Source organism: Streptomyces sp. NPDC052773 (assembly GCF_044547145.1).
In the GTDB taxonomy this organism is placed as follows: domain Bacteria; phylum Actinomycetota; class Actinomycetes; order Streptomycetales; family Streptomycetaceae; genus Streptomyces.
Genome location: NZ_JBITZX010000017.1, coordinates 168,830 through 183,700 on the forward strand (window position 1 = coordinate 168,830; position 14,871 = coordinate 183,700).

General features: G+C 69.9%; 12 protein-coding genes and 1 pseudogene. 10 read left to right on the forward strand and 3 right to left on the reverse strand.

The genetic code is table 11. The features are described from left to right. Positions 1-8: 8 nt before the first annotated feature. Both ACIG0D_RS30300 and ACIG0D_RS30305 read right to left on the reverse strand, forming a co-directional pair. Entirely contained in the window at positions 9-962 is a 954-nt protein-coding gene (locus ACIG0D_RS30300) for an FAD-dependent oxidoreductase (RefSeq protein WP_399807116.1), read from the reverse strand. 10 nt (positions 963-972) lie between these two features. Beyond that, positions 973-2,418 (reverse strand): carph-isopro domain-containing protein, encoded by a 1,446-nt coding sequence (locus tag ACIG0D_RS30305; protein ID WP_399807119.1) that lies wholly within the window; start codon positions 2,416-2,418, stop codon positions 973-975. 247 nt (positions 2,419-2,665) lie between these two features. Between ACIG0D_RS30305 and ACIG0D_RS30310 the strand changes: the two genes are divergently transcribed. The 9 genes from ACIG0D_RS30310 to ACIG0D_RS30350 are packed head-to-tail and all read left to right on the forward strand — an operon-like array spanning position 2,666 to position 11,874. Beyond that, complete coding sequence (locus ACIG0D_RS30310; RefSeq protein WP_399807122.1) at positions 2,666-3,148, forward strand: ATP-binding protein; 483 nt, start codon at positions 2,666-2,668, stop codon at positions 3,146-3,148. 44 nt (positions 3,149-3,192) lie between these two features. Beyond that, positions 3,193-4,503 carry a glycosyltransferase family 4 protein gene (locus tag ACIG0D_RS30315; protein ID WP_399807161.1) on the forward strand — a complete coding sequence of 437 codons (1,311 nt, stop codon included), beginning with the start codon at positions 3,193-3,195 and terminating at the stop codon, positions 4,501-4,503. Continuing rightward, complete coding sequence (locus ACIG0D_RS30320) at positions 4,500-5,498, forward strand: D-2-hydroxyacid dehydrogenase (protein WP_399807125.1); 999 nt, start codon at positions 4,500-4,502, stop codon at positions 5,496-5,498. The genes ACIG0D_RS30315 and ACIG0D_RS30320 overlap by 4 nt, the downstream gene beginning before the upstream one ends. 3 nt (positions 5,499-5,501) lie before the next feature. Next, on the forward strand, positions 5,502-6,611 hold the full coding sequence (locus ACIG0D_RS30325; RefSeq protein WP_399807128.1) for a radical SAM protein: 1,110 nt from the start codon (positions 5,502-5,504) through the stop codon (positions 6,609-6,611). Beyond that, the gene (locus tag ACIG0D_RS30330; protein WP_399807131.1) at positions 6,611-7,729 is read left to right on the forward strand and encodes a hypothetical protein; all 1,119 of its coding nucleotides are present in this window, start codon (positions 6,611-6,613) and stop codon (positions 7,727-7,729) included. The genes ACIG0D_RS30325 and ACIG0D_RS30330 overlap by 1 nt, the downstream gene beginning before the upstream one ends. 17 nt (positions 7,730-7,746) lie before the next feature. Beyond that, complete coding sequence (locus ACIG0D_RS30335; RefSeq protein ID WP_127432680.1) at positions 7,747-8,538, forward strand: radical SAM protein; 792 nt, start codon at positions 7,747-7,749, stop codon at positions 8,536-8,538. Between the two features lie 17 nt (positions 8,539-8,555). Continuing rightward, the gene (locus tag ACIG0D_RS30340; protein ID WP_399807135.1) at positions 8,556-10,271 is read left to right on the forward strand and encodes a carbamoyltransferase C-terminal domain-containing protein; all 1,716 of its coding nucleotides are present in this window, start codon (positions 8,556-8,558) and stop codon (positions 10,269-10,271) included. A 5-nt stretch (positions 10,272-10,276) separates the two neighbouring features. After that, positions 10,277-10,891 (forward strand): HD domain-containing protein, encoded by a 615-nt coding sequence (locus tag ACIG0D_RS30345; protein ID WP_399807137.1) that lies wholly within the window; start codon positions 10,277-10,279, stop codon positions 10,889-10,891. Continuing rightward, positions 10,888-11,874, forward strand: a complete 987-nt coding sequence (locus tag ACIG0D_RS30350; protein ID WP_399807140.1) for a glycosyltransferase — start codon at positions 10,888-10,890, stop codon at positions 11,872-11,874. Before ACIG0D_RS30345 ends, ACIG0D_RS30350 begins: the two co-directional genes overlap by 4 nt. A 7-nt stretch (positions 11,875-11,881) precedes the next feature. Here ACIG0D_RS30350 and gltX read toward each other — a convergent pair whose 3' ends face one another. Further along, a complete protein-coding gene (gene gltX, locus ACIG0D_RS30355; protein WP_399807164.1) occupies positions 11,882-13,255 on the reverse strand; it encodes a glutamate--tRNA ligase in 1,374 nt (457 codons plus the stop codon). Positions 13,256-13,865: 610 nt separating this feature from the next. On the opposite strand from gltX, the pseudogene ACIG0D_RS30360 reads away from it, so the two are divergent. Beyond that, positions 13,866-14,777, forward strand: a pseudogene (locus tag ACIG0D_RS30360) (amino acid--tRNA ligase-related protein); the annotation flags it as partial. Positions 14,778-14,871: the final 94 nt, after the last annotated feature.

Below are 14,871 nucleotides of genomic sequence, written 5' to 3' on the forward strand. Positions count from 1 at the left end.
CGTGCAGCTCACGCGATCGACAGCAAATCCCGAGTCTCCTCGGCGCACCCCCACGACAGCGTGACGCCAGCACCTCCGTGCCCGTAGTTGTGCACGACCACGGTGCCGTCCTCCCCCGCCTCTTCCTCCACACGGACCGTGACGCGGGTCGGTCGAGCGCCGACCCGGTGCTCCAGGACACGGGCCTGGGCGAGTCGGGGCTCGACCTCGGCACAGCGGGCGAGGATGCCGGCCGCCGCCTTGTCGTCGGGGGCCAGATCGGCCTCGCCGTCGATCGCCGTGCCGCCCAGGACGACGGTTTCACCGTGAGGGTAGAAGCACAGGAGGTCCGGAGAGAGGCCGGTGTCCTCGGAGAAGAACTCGGTCAGCCCCGGGTTGGTGACGACAACGTGCTGGCCGCGGATGGGCCGGAGGTCAGGGTCCGGAACCAGGTCGCGCGCACCCAGGCCCGCGCAGTTGACGATCGCCGAAGCCGGACCGGCGTCCGAAAGCGAAGTCAGCCGTCGCCGCTCGACCACACCCCCGGCATCGCGGAGCCGGCGCAGGAGGTAGTCGAGGTAGGTGGGCATGTCGATCAGTGGCACGGTGAACCGGTAGCCCGCCGTGAAGCCGACCGGAAGTTCGGCCCGCTCGCACGGTCGGAAACCCGGCAAAGTGGTGGCCCAGTCCGGCGCGGCTTCGGCCGTGCGGGACGCCTCGATGCCACTGGTGAGCCGGACGCCCGTCGCCGGGTTCTGGGCCAGCTCCCGGAAAATCTCCAGGGACCGTCGTCCCCACTGGTCGACCTTGTCCTTCGGCTCGACCAGGTAAGGCCCCCACATCGCTCCGGCCGCCAGCGACGTGACCCCCGGCACCTGCTCGGCGAGCACGTGCACCGAAGCTCCGGCCTCTGCAAGAACGACGGCCGTGGTGAGCCCAGCCACCCCAGCCCCGACAACGACAACGCGCTCCCCTGCGGTCATGAACCCGACCCTAACGGCCGGGTTGCGTCGATGGGGCGTGTCGGACGAGGGCCTCCTCCAGGGCTGGCAGGAAGCCGCGCACGTGAGGGTTGCGCTGTCGGCGGCGGAGGTCGGCGGCAAGCTGGTGGAGCAGCGCCGCGCTGCGAGGCGAGCGGACGACATCAAGGCGGTCGGCGGCGATCTGGCCGATCTCGCAGGCTGCCTCCAGGTCTCCGTGCGCGCTGTGCCCCAGGGCCAGCCAGGCTCCCTCGAACATGGCTCGGCGTTGGCTTGGGTCGCCGCGCGAGACGTCGTACGCTCCGGATTTGAGCATCTCGGTTCCCTGAGCGAGGAAGCGGCGGCTCTTCTTTCCGCTCTCCGCCTTCTGCTGTGCACGACCCATCTGGATAAGGCCGTAACCGGCTTGGCAGTCCAGGTGGTTGTTGGTGAGGAAGTACATCCAGCGGGGCTCTTCTTGGCGGCCGTCCCGGCTTGCGATCAGTTCACGGGCAGCGCCACGAGTGTGGGCGAAGTCGTTGTCACGGCCGGCGGCGGCGTACGCGTAGGCGAGCCGGGACAGGACGGACGCCCGGACGGCCAGCGGGGCGGCGTCACTCGCGCGGCGGGCGGCCTCTCCGAGGGCGATGGCGTCCGATGGGTGTCCTCGACTCGCCGCCTGGAAGGAGAGGTCGCCCAGGATGTGGGCACACAGGGGAAGATCATTGACCTGATGCGCGGCACGTAGCGCCGTGACGAAATAGCGCTGCGCCAGTCCGTGATCGGCCGCGTCGAAGGCCATCCAGCCGGCCAGCTGGCCGATCTCCGCGAGCGCGCGGATCAGACGGCTCGCGACAGCCGGAGAGTGGCCGCCTTCGCGAATCAGCAGCCCGACAGCACGGAACTGGGCTCCGACATAGGGCAGATGTCGTGCCCCGCCGTGCTCGTCATCGAGCAACTGGAGCATGGGAAGGTGCTGCTCGACCTGGTCCACGAGCGGATCGGTGCCGAGCGACGACGTCATCCGAGGCGTGTACTGACCACGTCCCGCGGTGCCGTCGAGGTACTGGGCGACGATCGCGAGGAGTCCCGCGCCCGAGATCGCGAGGAACCGGCGACGGTCGACAAGCCCTCCCATCACCCAGTCCTCCACGATCGCCTCCATGCCCTGCACGGTCCAAGGCCGCGCGAGATCCGTGTCCGCGGGGACCAGCGCTGACGAGTCGCCCACACGGCCCTGCCACAGTTCGGCCACCGAGACATTCCTACCCAGCTCCTGGGACAGCACGTAGGCGGCCATCATCGGCAACGGCGAGCGCGGCAGGGCGCCGGCGTCCCGCCAGTGGTACGGCGCCGACTCGGCCACCGTCCCCGCGCCGAACACTCGGTTGAGCTTGCGAGCGAGCGCCTTCGGGCTCCACCCGAGTTCGTCGAGGCACCCCGCCAGTACGACGTTGGGCTCGCCTGTCTGCGGTGCCACGTTGCGACCACCCTTCGCTCCAGTGGTTCGTCCATCACTTCGCGGGCCCCATGGTGATGCCCCTGGCCGGACGATTCACCACCGTCGCATGGAAGTTGACCGAGTTGACCCACTGATCGGGTCCTGTCTGACCTTCCCTCTCCTGTGTTCTTGGATCCCGGCGGAGGCGCCCGTCTTCACGGGCCGACGGAGAAAGAGGTGGGCCTTGAGACAGCACACGAGCACCTCCCCAGGCCGACCGGGCGGCGTGCTGGACCGTGACGCCGGACGACCAACTTCCGCCCCCGGACGCGGACTCGTCGCTGGCGACGGCACGACCACCCTGATCACGGATCTGCCGTACGGACCGGAAGCGGCCGAGTTCGCCCGGGGCGCCGTGACGCTGGCGCTGCGTGGCACTGATACGGAAGTGCTTGCTGATGCCCGCCTGATCGGGTCGGAGCTCGCGACGAACGCCTTCGTCTCGGGCAATCCGCCGTTGGTGCTGTGCGTCGACCGCAGGAGTCTGGCCAGCGGCGGCCTGGAAATCGAGATCACCGTCACCGACGGCGGTTGCTCCCGCCCCGCACCCGCCTCTCCTACCGCTCCCGACGAGCAGGCCGAATCAGGACGTGGACTGGCCATCGTCGATGCCTTGGCCGATGCCTGGTCGCTGACGACTGGCACCAGCGGCTCTCGTGCCTGGTGCCGACTCACCCACAGGCCGTGCTCCTGGTCCGCCGGCGCCTGACGTCCACGCCTGCAGAAACCCGTCCTCCTAGGAGGCACCACACAGTGCGCATCGACCATGCGACTTCCCCACCCTCACTCACGGCTGTGCCGGAGGCCGCTCGTCAGCCCAGGGTCGTCGTCGCTCTCCACGAGGGCTTCTACGGCGCGGAGTCGGGCACCGGCTTCAGCAACCGCGCCTTCCTCACGGCACTGGCTCGGCTCCTGCCGACAGGCCGCCTCTCAGTGATCACCCCGCACGTGCCCGAGACCGCGGGAGCGCACGATCAGCGGTGGGTCGACGAGGTACGGAAGATGCTGCGACAGGCCGCAGCCGAGGTCATCACGATCCCCAAGGTCAACGCGCCGCCGAACTCGGTCTGCGGCTCGGTTCAGCTGTGCGACCTGGCGGGCGAGGCGGCCATGCGCATCGCCGCGCGGGCGAGCCGGTGCCTCCTCGTCGGCCTCGACATTCCGTTCCTCGGGCTCGCGCCCTACACGTCGCCGACCACGGACCTGCTGCTCGTGCCCCGCTCCACGACCGCGCTGACGCGGCCCAAGGATGTATCCCGCGTCCGCTGGGAACGGGACGCCCTGCGAGCGGCGACACTCCGAGGTGCGCGCGTGGGGGCCATCTCCTCCCACATGCGAGGCCACCTCGTCGTCAACTACGCCGTCCCTCGATCGAGCATCGTGAGCATCCCGAACGGGCTGATCCGTGAAGAAATGGTCAGGCCGGCCACGGCTCTGCCGCTGCCTTTCAAGGCCCGCGCCGGATTCCTTCTCGCCATGGGCCGCGCAGTCCCGACGAAAGGCTTCGAAGACCTCCTGGAGGCGCTGCGTCTGCTGAAGGAACGCGGTGTCCCCGTTCCTCACCTGCTGCTGGCTGCCGTGACCTCGGAGGAACACAAGCACCCCTCCTCGTACCAGCAGAACCTGGCGGCAGACATCCGCGCGCACGATCTGGACGCGACTCTGATCACTCGCTTCACCCCCGCGATCCGTGCCTGGCTGCACAGCCCGGCCCTGCGCGCGGTCATCGTTCCCTCGCGTGAGGAGCCCTTTGGCCGGATACCCCTGGAGGCGTTCGCAGCCGGTGCGGGCCCGGTGGTCGCGACCACGGCCGGCGGCCTGGCTCAGACCGTCATCGACGGCGAGACCGGCTTCACGGCCGCACCGCAGGACCCCAGGTCCCTGGCATCCGCCCTGCACCGGGCCCTGACCGTCCTGCCCCGAGAACGCGATCGGCTCCGGAGCGCCGGGGCGGCCCTGGTCCGCTCCCGCCACGACTACGAGGCCAGCGTCGGTTCCGTCATGGACCGCATCGCCCCTTGGGCGCTGGCGCGGTCAGCCACCGTGGAGGGCCGTGCGCGATGAACCAGCCGGTGGTGCTGATCAGCCTGGAGTCCCCTCACTCCTTCTGGCGGCTGTCCTCCGAGCACGAGCGTGCGCTGTCCGCCGCCTTCCCCGGCATAGGGTTCCGCAGGGCGACCGAGGAGGCCGTGCCGCACCAGCTGGCCGACGCACACGTCTACTTCGGGTGGCGATTCGCGCCCTCGTGGCTGTTCGCCGCGCCACATCTGAAGTGGATCGCTTCCCCGGCCGCCGGCACCGACCATCTGCCCGTCGCCGAGGCGCACTCCGTCGGGGTGGCCCTGACCCGCTCGTACGGCTTCCACGGCAGGCCCATGGCCGAGCACGCGATGGGCCTGGTCCTGGGCTTCTCCCGCGGGCTTTTCATCAGTCAGCGCGTCCAGCGGAACCGCGCCTGGTGGAAGGACGACCTGGCCGAGGAGTTCTTCGACCTGGCGGGGGCGACGATGACCATCGTCGGCTGCGGCAGCGTCGGGCGCCACCTCGCCCGGGCCGCCCGGGCCTTCGGCATGAACGTCATCGGAGTGCGCCGAACACCACCTGCGGCTTCCGAGGGCGGGATCACGTGGGTGCACACGACGGCGGTGCACCAGGCGGTGTCCGTCGCCGACGTCGTGGTCAATCTGCTGCCCGCGACCCCTGCCACCCACCGCTACTTCGACCACGACCTCTTCTCGGCGTGCAAGCCCCGCTCTCTCTTCCTCAACCTCGGCCGCGCGGCAACCGTCGACCAGTCGGCCCTTCTGTCCTCCCTCGACACCGGCCACCTGCGCGGTGCGGCCCTGGACGTGTTCGATCCCAAACCGCTGCCTGCACGCCATCCGCTACGGATTCACCCCCGGGTCGTACTCACCCCGAAAAGCTCGGTGTTCTGCCGCACGTACATGGACGAGGCGGTGGCGTTCTTCGCCGACAACCTGCACCGCTACCTCTCGGGCCAGCCCCTCAACGGCCTGGCCGAGGCGCCCGCCACCCGCTCTCCGCTCGTAGGAGGCTGACCAATGCCCACCGCAGACCACGACGCCCTGGCCGCCGCCTTCGCCGCCGCAGGCCGCAACCACCCCTACCTGGCCTTCACCCTGAACTCGCTGTGCAACCTGGACTGCGTGTTCTGCAAGCCCCGGTGCATGCCGGACTACGGGCACAAGGACCGGCCCCTGACCGCCTCCGACTACGCGGCCATCGCCACCGAGGCCGGGACCTGGAAGATCAGGAAGGCACACTGCTCCGGCGGTGAACCGACCCTCCGAGCCGACATCCTCGACGTCATCACGGGCCTCGCCGACGGCCTCGGTCCCGACGCCGCGATCGGCATGACCAGCCACGGCAACCTGCGCCGTGGGCTGAGCGTCGAACAGCTCCACCACGCCGGCCTGACCTACCTCAACCTCAGCCTCCACAGCCTCGACCCGGCGCGGTCCGCCGCGATCATGGGCGGCGGCGACCCGCACACCACCCGGAGCACCCTCGACGCCGCCCTCTCCCTCGGCCTGCGAGTGAAGATCAACTGCGTTCTTCAGCGCACCTACCTGGACGACGCCTTCGCCGTGGCCAAACTCGCCCGCGACCTGCCCGTCGCCGTCCGCCTGATCGAACTCCAGAACATCGGTCCCGCCCAGGCGCTGTTCGCCACCGAGTTCATCACCGAGGCAGAGGTCCGCGACCGCCTCCACGAGTGGTTCGCCAACGCCGGCGAAGTCCCCCGGGACCAGCTGGGCGTCCGCAGCCCCGGGCAGTACCTCCGTCCCGACGGCTGGGCAGGATCGATCGGCTTCATCTCCAACTCCAGCTGCGCCACGTGTTCCGACGCCAACCGAATCAAGATCACGCCCACCGGAGTGGCGCGACCCTGCATCCTGCACAACCGCGACATCCCCCTGAAACCCCACCTCGCCGACGGCACACTCGGTGACGCCTTCGCCCACCTCTTCCAGGCCATGCTCGACCGCAACACCAACGACGCCTGGCAGGGCTTCCACTATGTCGACTACGACCTGCGCTGGGACCGGATGGAGCGCCCCGAAGGCACTCCGGTCCTGCCCCTGCTCCCCGTCCTCCCCACGGAAGCGGCCGGCTCCTCCTGCGCCCGCGCCTCCACCGGGGAGCGGTGATGGTCGTGGTCGACGCGCCGCCTCTCTACCAGGAGCTCGGCGCTCTGTACGAACGCGAGCTGGACGCTCACGACGTCGGGGCCGTGATGCTCACCCACAAGTGGCAGCCGGCCGACCTCCTTGCACCGCACTCCGACATCGACGTACGCATCCTCCTTCCCCAGGCCCCCACCGACTGGGAAGAGTGGAACCACCGCCTGGTCGCTGCACACGCCGCCGCAGTCGACCGGGAGGTCTCCCATCGACGTCTCCTGGAGCACCCGCCCGGCTTCGCCTTCACCGTGACCGAGGCGCACGGGCGACTCGTCTCCGCGCCCGAACTCGCGACCTGGTCACTGATCAGCGGCAGCGCGCGGGACTTCCAGCGCTGGAAGTCCCGGGCCCAGATGGCGCCCTGGTGCGAGGTCGATGAGCGGTTCTACCGGGGAATCCTCCAGGCCCGGATGGGCGGTCGATACCAGCTGGCTGCGGACAGCACGGACAACGTGGTTGAGGACGTCGCCGCGTACCGGCGCCACTGCGTGGCGTGGCACTACCTCGCCCCGTGCTGGTTCGCCGCCGCGGCACTGGCGACCCGGACCCGGTGCCCCGGAAAGACGGCGGCCCTCACACAGTGGCGGCCGGAGGGGCTGGATCGATACGCCGAGCTGTTCCTCCGGCACTCGGAGCACCATGCCGATGCCCGCCCACGGAGTCCACGCCACCTGCTCCGCGCGGCCCATGTCGCCCTGGAGGCGGCCATGCGCCGCGTTCCTGTCGGGGACCGCCCAGACGGCCAGAGGCATGAGCACGCTCGTACCGGCTGGGTGATGACGGCGGGCATGCTCCGTGTACGCGTCGCCCGCTGGCTGTACTACCTCGATCCGCCGCCCGGCGTGGCGACCGAGTACCTGATCCGGCGGGAGGCGAAAGAACTCCGCTCCGCCGCACAAACGCTGACCGCGCTCGCGGCAGACGAGGCGACTGCCGCCCAGCGGCTGGCCGCCCGGATGGCGGCGTTGATCCCCACCGGACCGACCACCGCCGACACCCTGCGCACAACGCTCGCGCGCTGGCACCAGCAGAAGACCACCCTCCAGGACTTCCTCAGCCTCACGCCCGACGACGTCCACCTCTGACCCAAGGAGTCTCGCCAATGACCGCGCGTGCGCCGGTGCCCCGCACCCTCAAAACGGCCAAGGTCAAGATCACCACGAAGTGCAACCGGCACTGCGACTTCTGCATCTTCGCCGACGGCGCCCAGGGCGAGAACATGCCCCTGGAACTGTTCTCCACCATCCTGACCCGGCTGGAGACCATCCCTTTCCAGCAGCTGCACATCAACGGCGGCGAACCCACCGTGCACCGGGACTTCCCGGCGCTCAGCGACGCCGCCCGCACGCGGCTGCCGGACAAGGTCATGGTCCTGGGCACGAACGCCATCACCCTGGCCCGCAACCAGCCGATCATGGACGCGACCCTCCGCTCCTACGACCAGATACTCATCGGCTGCGACGACGAACACGGGAACTACGACGAGGTGCACGCCGTCGTGCCCCGCCTCCGCGAAGCCGGCAAGACCGTGGTCGTCAACAGCGTCCTGGAAGGCATCAGTTCCACCCGGCTCACGCAGCTCGGGGCGCTGTGTGAGAAGTACGGCGCCATTCATGTCACCAACCACGTGCACCACGTCGACGTGGGCCAGCCGGCGAACGAGCTGCGCGGCCTCTGCGACCGCTACCTCGACCAGCACCTGATGATCGAGATGGACGGGTCCTGCTACCGCTGCTTCAACGCCATGGCGAAGGACGACAGCGAGTTCAGCATCTGGGACGAGGACTTCGCGGCCAAGGTGTTCGCGCCGCGCGCGCACCACTTCCGGTTCTGCCTGCGCTGCCACGAGTACACCGACTCCGGCGCCGCACTCGTCCCCGCCCTCACCGTCTGACCGGGAGGTACACCACCATGCCCGCAGTCCTCGGACTGAACTTCCACCACGACACGGCCGCCGCGTTAGTCGTAGACGGCCGCCTCTACGCAGCCGAAGAGGAGCGCTGGAGCGGCGTCAAGCACAACCACCCCACCCGCAAGGGCACGCTCACCGCCCCGACCCGCGCGCTCCAGTGGTGCCTGGAGGCCGCCGGCCTCGAACCGGAGGACGTGGACGCCGTCTGGGCCGCCTCCATGCGTCCCAACCCTGCGGCCGGCTGGTGGCTGGCCGAGGAGCGGGAGGAACTCGCCGCCCTCCTGCCCGCGCCGCTCGGCGAACACCTCCGCCTCCTCTCACACCACACGGCCCACGTGCTCTCCGGCTACCTGCTCTCCGGGCACGAGCACGCCGCGGGCCTCGTCATCGACGCCGGCGGCTCCTCACTGGGCTCCGACTTCGGCCCGGGCCGGGAGCGCATCACGGGGTACGACCTGTGGCCCGATCGCATCGACCGCCTCCACCAGGGCATGCCGGCCGTCGTGCCGGGCCCGGTCGGGCCCCGGCGCGTCCACTCCTCCCTCGGGCACTTCTACCGGAACCTCGCCCAGAGGGTGATCCCACCCGGCGACGAGCCTGAGGGCAGCATGATGGCGCTCGCGGCCTTCGGCGATCCCCAGCGCTACGGAACACACATCCGCGAACTGGTCCGGCTCGGCGACGAGGGCGAGGTCCGCATCGACCACCCGTGGGGTTCCGCGGACAGCAGCACACCGCTGCTGCTCGATGGCCGGGCCTGGACCGCCGACAACGTCGCGGAACAGCCGGAACACAAGCGTGCCGACCTAGCCGCCGCCGTCCAGGAGATCTTCACCGATGCGGTCGTCCACATCGCCCGCCACCTGCAACGACTCACCCGGGCCTCAACGTTGGTGTTCTCCGGCGGATGCGCCCTGAACTCCCACCTCAACGGCCAGCTGGCCGCCGACAGCGGCTTCGACACCCTCTTCGTCGCACCCGCCCCGCACGACGCCGGCACAGCCGTGGGCGCCGCGCTCTACGGCTGGCACTACCAGCTCGGGCAGGAGCGCCTGCCGGTGCCGACCGACGCGGCCTGGGGCCCGAACCCGGGCGCGCTGCCAACGACAACGGTGCCGCCCGGCTATCACGCCTTGCCCCACCTCGGGCTCGGGCTGCCGGCCGCAGTGGCGGCACTGCTCGCCGAGCACCACATCGTCGGCTGGGTGCAGGGGCAGCTCGAATTCGGGCCGCGTGCCCTCGGCCATCGCTCGATCCTCGCCCACCCCGGTCACGCCGCCACGCGGGACCGACTCAACGCGATCAAGAAGCGAGCCGCGTACCGCCCGTTCGCGCCGGCCGTCCTCGCCGAGCACGCCACGGAGTGGTTCATGTCGGCGGGCGACCCGTTCATGAACCGTGTCGCCACCGTCCGACGGTGCCGAGCCGGCCGAGTCGCGGCGGTCACCCACCACGACGGCACCGCCCGCGTCCAGTCCGTCGCCGCCGACCACCAGGGCCTGCGCGATCTCCTTGAGCAGTTCCGCGACCTCACCGGACTGCCGCTGCTGCTGAACACATCCTTCAACCGCAAAGGCGCCCCGATCCTGCGGACCGCTGAGCAAGCCATGGCGGCGACGGTGGAGCTGCGCCTCGATGCCCTCGCCGTCGGGGACACCCTGCTGCTCGCCGACCACGTCCCCGATCCCCGTGCCGCGTCCCTTCGTACGAGGTGAGGCGGATGGATCCCATCGATCTCGACCACGTCCTGACCGTGCTCGGTGCCGCGGCGTGGAGCCTGAACGAGCAGTCCCGCGCCCGCGTGGCCGCCGGCCTCGCTCTCACGGTCTACGACGGCCACACCCGCGACCAGGGCACGCCTTACCTGGAGCACCCGCTGGCCGTCGTCAGGCTCTTGCGAACGGAGATCGGCGTCCGGCGCCCCGAGACCCTCCTCCTCGCTCTCCTCCATGACGCCTTGGAGGTGTCCCCTGAGTCGGAGGCACTGCTCGTCCATCACCTCGGCGGCCCGTTCACCGCCCGCCTGCGTGCCATGACGGCCGACCACCGCCTCGGACAGCGCACGAAGTCCGTCGGCGACGAGACCCGCTGGCGCGCCAAGCAAGCCGCGCTCCCGCCCGAGGACCTCCTCGTCCGGCTCGCCGACCGCCTGCACAACCTGCGCGACCTCGCCGAGTCCCCGAACCTCGACCGACGCCGACGGTTCCTCCAGACCTTGGGCGATTTCCACCTCTTCCTCGCCGACGCCGCCCGCGACCTCGGCCCGCATCTGGAGACCATGCACGCGCGCCTGCACGCCGAGTACGTCCACCACATACAGGAGGTACGTCCGTGAAACGGGTCGTCTACTCGATGGAGCCGGTCGGCCGGACCGGCGGCCGGGTCTACCTACGGATGCTCCACGAGGTGACGGCCGACGACGTGGAATGGCGCACGGTCCCGGACCACAAGCGGACCTACCGGGTCCGCCGCTGGCGCAAGCTCCGCCACCTCGCCCGCCTGGCCCCTTCCATACGGGCGCTGCACGGCACCCCCGGCACCTTCGTGTGGGACGACCTGAGCCTGCTGCTGTTCACGCCCGAGATGCGCGCCCGCACGGTGTTCCTCCTGCACCACTACGAGCCGCTCCAACATGACTCCGCCCCCATCGAGGCCATGCTCTGGGAGCGGCTGTTCCGCGTTCTGCCGCAGTGCGCCGCCGTCGTGTGCGTCGCCCCGTACTGGGCCGACCAGCTTCGCGCCCGAGGCGTCCGCAACGTATGGGTGATCTACAACGCCTTCGACATGGCCGAAGTAGAGCAGGCACGCGGTTACGACCGGGCCGAGTGCCGCGCCGAGTTCGGCCTACAACCCGACGTGATCGGCGTCTACGCGGGCAAGGCCGTGCACTGGAAGGGGACCGAAGAGGTCTCCGCAGCACTGGCCGGCGTTCCCGGACTGCGGGTGATCACCAGCGGCAGCAACACCATCGGCCTCGACAGCGCGCACTACGACGTCGAACGCGAGCGGTACCTGCGTCTGCTGCGCGCCTGTGACGTCGGTGTCTTCCTCCCACGGATGCGGGAGGGCTGGAGCCGTTGCGCCGCCGAGGCTTTACTCCTCGGCCTGCCCTGCCTCATCCGTCCGGTGGCCGGCCTGGGCGACCTCGCCGCACTGGCTGGCCAGCCGGCCCCGGACCTCCGCCATCTCCCGGCACAGGTCCGGGAGCGTGCGGCGGCACGCCACACCGAGGCCAAGGCGGGGTACGAGGCCCTGGCCCGGTTCGACCTGAACTACTTCGGCGACGCCTGGGGCAACCTCCTGGCGCAGGTCGCCTGAGCACCGGCTAAGCCTGCGCGGCCAGCTTCTTGCTGGCGGCGTCCAGACGGGCCAGCACGCGGTCCCGGCCGAGCAGCTCCATGGACTCGAACAGCGGGAGTCCGATCGTCCGGCCGGTGACCGCGACCCGGATGGGCGCCTGGGCCTTGCCCAGCTTCAGCCCGTGCTTCTCCCCGACGGCGAGTAGGACGGCCTTCAGGTCGCCCGCCTTCCAGTCCGCGACGTCGGCCAGCTCGGCGCGGGCGTCCGACAGGATGGCGTCGGCGTCTGCCTTCATCGCCTTGTTCCACGACGCCTCGTCCTCGACCGGCTCGTCGAGGAACAGGAAGTCCACATAGCTGGTGATCTCGGAAAGCAGCGCCAGCCGGGTCTGGGCCAGGGAAGCCGCCGCCTCGAAGACGTCCTTGGCGAACGCCTCCGGCCGCCACGGCGCGTAGGGGGCGACGAGCCACGGCGCGCAGGCGGCGGCGAACTGCTCCGGTGACAGGGCGCGGATGTACTCGCCGTTGAACGCCGTCAGCTTCTTCACGTCGAAGAAGGCCGGCGCGGTGTTGACGTCCTCGATCCGGAAGAGCTGCTCCAGCTCCTCGTACGGCCTGATCTCCCGGTCGTCACCCGGGCCCCAGCCGAGAAGCATGAGGTAATTCACCATCGCCTCGGGCAGGAAACCCTCGGCGAGGTAGTCCTCCAGCGCCACCTTGTCCCGGCGCTTGGACAGCTTCTGCCGCTTCTCGTTCACGATCACCGGCAGGTGCGCCCACACGGGCGGCTTGGCACCGAGCGCCTCCCACAGCAGCTGCTGCTTCGGGGTGTTCGACAGGTGCTCCTCGCCCCGGATGACCTGCGTGATTCCCTCGTCCAGGTCGTCCACGACGTTGGCGATCAGAAAGACCGGGGACCCGTCGCCACGGGCGATCACGAAGTCCTCGATCGCGCTGTTCGGGAACGCCGGCTCCCCGCGGACCAGGTCGACCACGACGGTCTCACCCTCGTCCGGCGTCCGGAACCGCAGCGCCCGCCCCTCCTGGAAGGCCAGCCCCCGGTCCCGGCAGAACCCGTCGTACCCGAGGTGCTCCGACCCCGTGCGCTCCTTCAACTGCTCCCGGGTGCAGTCGCAGTAGTACGCCCGGCCGGCCGCGAAGAGCTGCTGAGCCGCTTCCCGGTGCCGGTCGGCGTTGTGCGACTGGAAGTACGGCCCCTCGAAAGCGGCATCCTCGCCATGGATACCGATCGCCGCGAGCGCGCTGATGATGCCCTCGGTCCACTCCGGCTTGTTCCGGGCCGCGTCGGTGTCCTCGATCCGCAGCACGAACCTGCCGCCGGACTGTCGCGCCACCGCCCAGTTGTAGAGAGCGGACCGTGCACCACCGACATGGAACATGCCGGTCGGGGACGGGGCGAAACGAACGCGAACCGGGGCAGTAGACATGCGCTCCAGGGTACCGACGCCGGACCTACACCCCGGACCACTCGCCCTACCTCCGCACCGACGTTTTTCGGCCGACCCGGTACTCCCCCTCGCCCGTCCCCTTCCACTGCACGTGCGTGCCCCTACCTCGGCTGACCGCTCGCCACAGCTCCAGCCGACCTCCACGGCAGCCACCCGGACACGCTCCACGCTCGCACGGATATGCAACGCCGTGCCGGATACAAAGCCCCGGGACGCTGCCCTCGCATTCTCGATTGCGGACGCGATCGCGGCGTTCGTATCCTTCCCGGCAACGCGTTGACGGAGACGAGTAGCCAGGGACCACGCGAGCAGAGAGAGCCGCCGGCGGCTGGGAAGGCGGTCTCGCGCCCCGAGGCGAAGACCCTCCCGAGCGCGGGGAGGAACGGCCCCCTCTTATGGCCCAATGCCCCGCCGGCCGGCCCCCGTCACCAGGCCAGAACGAGGCCGCCACCTGGTGGCGGTGAAAGTGCGGTGGCACCGCGAGTTGCCCTTCTCGCCCGCACTCCCAAGGGATCATGACGATGTCCTTCGGAGGACCGCAATGATCCAGAGCCGCGTACACGTCTCCGACCTGCGAGAACACGTCGGCCGTACCATCACCGTCTTCGGCTGGGTGAACACCCTACGCCTGCAGAGCAAGATGCAATTCGTCGTCGTACGCGACGGAACCGGCATGGTGCAGGTGACCCACAAGCGTGACAACGGGCCGCTGGAGGCCCGGCTCCAAGCCCTCACTCCCGAATCCGCCGTCAAGATCACCGGACGGGTCGTGGACGCCGCCCAGGTCAAGCTCGGCGGCCTGGAGATCGTCCCGGAGAACGTCGAGGTCCTGAACCCGGCCGCCACCCCGCTGCCGATCGACGAGCAGACGGGCATCGAGCACCGGCTGGACTGGCGCTTCCTGGACGTGCGCCGCCGTCCCGCCGCCCAGCTGATGTTCGCCGTGCAGACCACCCTGGAACAGGGGCTGCGCGAGTACGCCTACGCGCAGGGCGCCACGGAGATGCACACCCCCAAGCTCATGGGCACCGCCTCGGAATCCGGAGCGGAGGTCTTCGAGCTCGGCTACTTCGGCCGCAGCGCCTACCTGGCCCAGTCGCCCCAGTTCTACAAGCAGATGGCGATCTCGGCCGGCATCGAGAAGGTCTTCGAGATCGGCCCCGTCTTCCGTGCCGAGCCGTCGTTCACCTCCCGGCACGCCACCGAGTTCACCGGCGTCGACGTCGAGCTCGCCTGGATCGACGGCGTCGATGACGTCATGGCGTTCGAGGAGCGGATGCTCACCCACGCCATCGCCAAAGTCGCCGACACCCACGGCGAGGCCGTCCGCGAGCGGTTCTGTGTGGAGATCACGGTCCCCACGACGCCCTTCCCCCGCATCACCATGGCCGAGGCGCACGAGATCCTGCGCAAGGGCGGCTGGACCCCGGAGGGGATCAAGGAGGACCTAGATGTGCTGTCCCGGGACGTTGGTGACACGCGTGCTGGGTGCTTGAACGGGTGAGGGCCTTCTGGGTTCGGTGTGGATTGCGACATCTACCGCCGAC

Bases quoted from the DNA above. Each gene is read 5' to 3' on its own strand.
- ACIG0D_RS30335 (WP_127432680.1), top strand. From the start codon at position 7,747: ATGACCGCGCGTGCGCCGGTGCCCCGCACCCTCAAAACGGCCAAGGTC.
- ACIG0D_RS30345 (WP_399807137.1), top strand. From the start codon at position 10,277: ATGGATCCCATCGATCTCGACCACGTCCTGACCGTGCTCGGTGCCGCG.
- ACIG0D_RS30320 (WP_399807125.1), top strand. From the start codon at position 4,500: ATGAACCAGCCGGTGGTGCTGATCAGCCTGGAGTCCCCTCACTCCTTC.
- ACIG0D_RS30330 (WP_399807131.1), top strand. From the start codon at position 6,611: ATGGTCGTGGTCGACGCGCCGCCTCTCTACCAGGAGCTCGGCGCTCTG.
- gltX (WP_399807164.1), bottom strand. From the start codon at position 13,255: ATGTTCCATGTCGGTGGTGCACGGTCCGCTCTCTACAACTGGGCGGTG.
- ACIG0D_RS30340 (WP_399807135.1), top strand. From the start codon at position 8,556: ATGCCCGCAGTCCTCGGACTGAACTTCCACCACGACACGGCCGCCGCG.
- ACIG0D_RS30300 (WP_399807116.1), bottom strand. From the start codon at position 962: ATGACCGCAGGGGAGCGCGTTGTCGTTGTCGGGGCTGGGGTGGCTGGG.
- ACIG0D_RS30325 (WP_399807128.1), top strand. From the start codon at position 5,502: ATGCCCACCGCAGACCACGACGCCCTGGCCGCCGCCTTCGCCGCCGCA.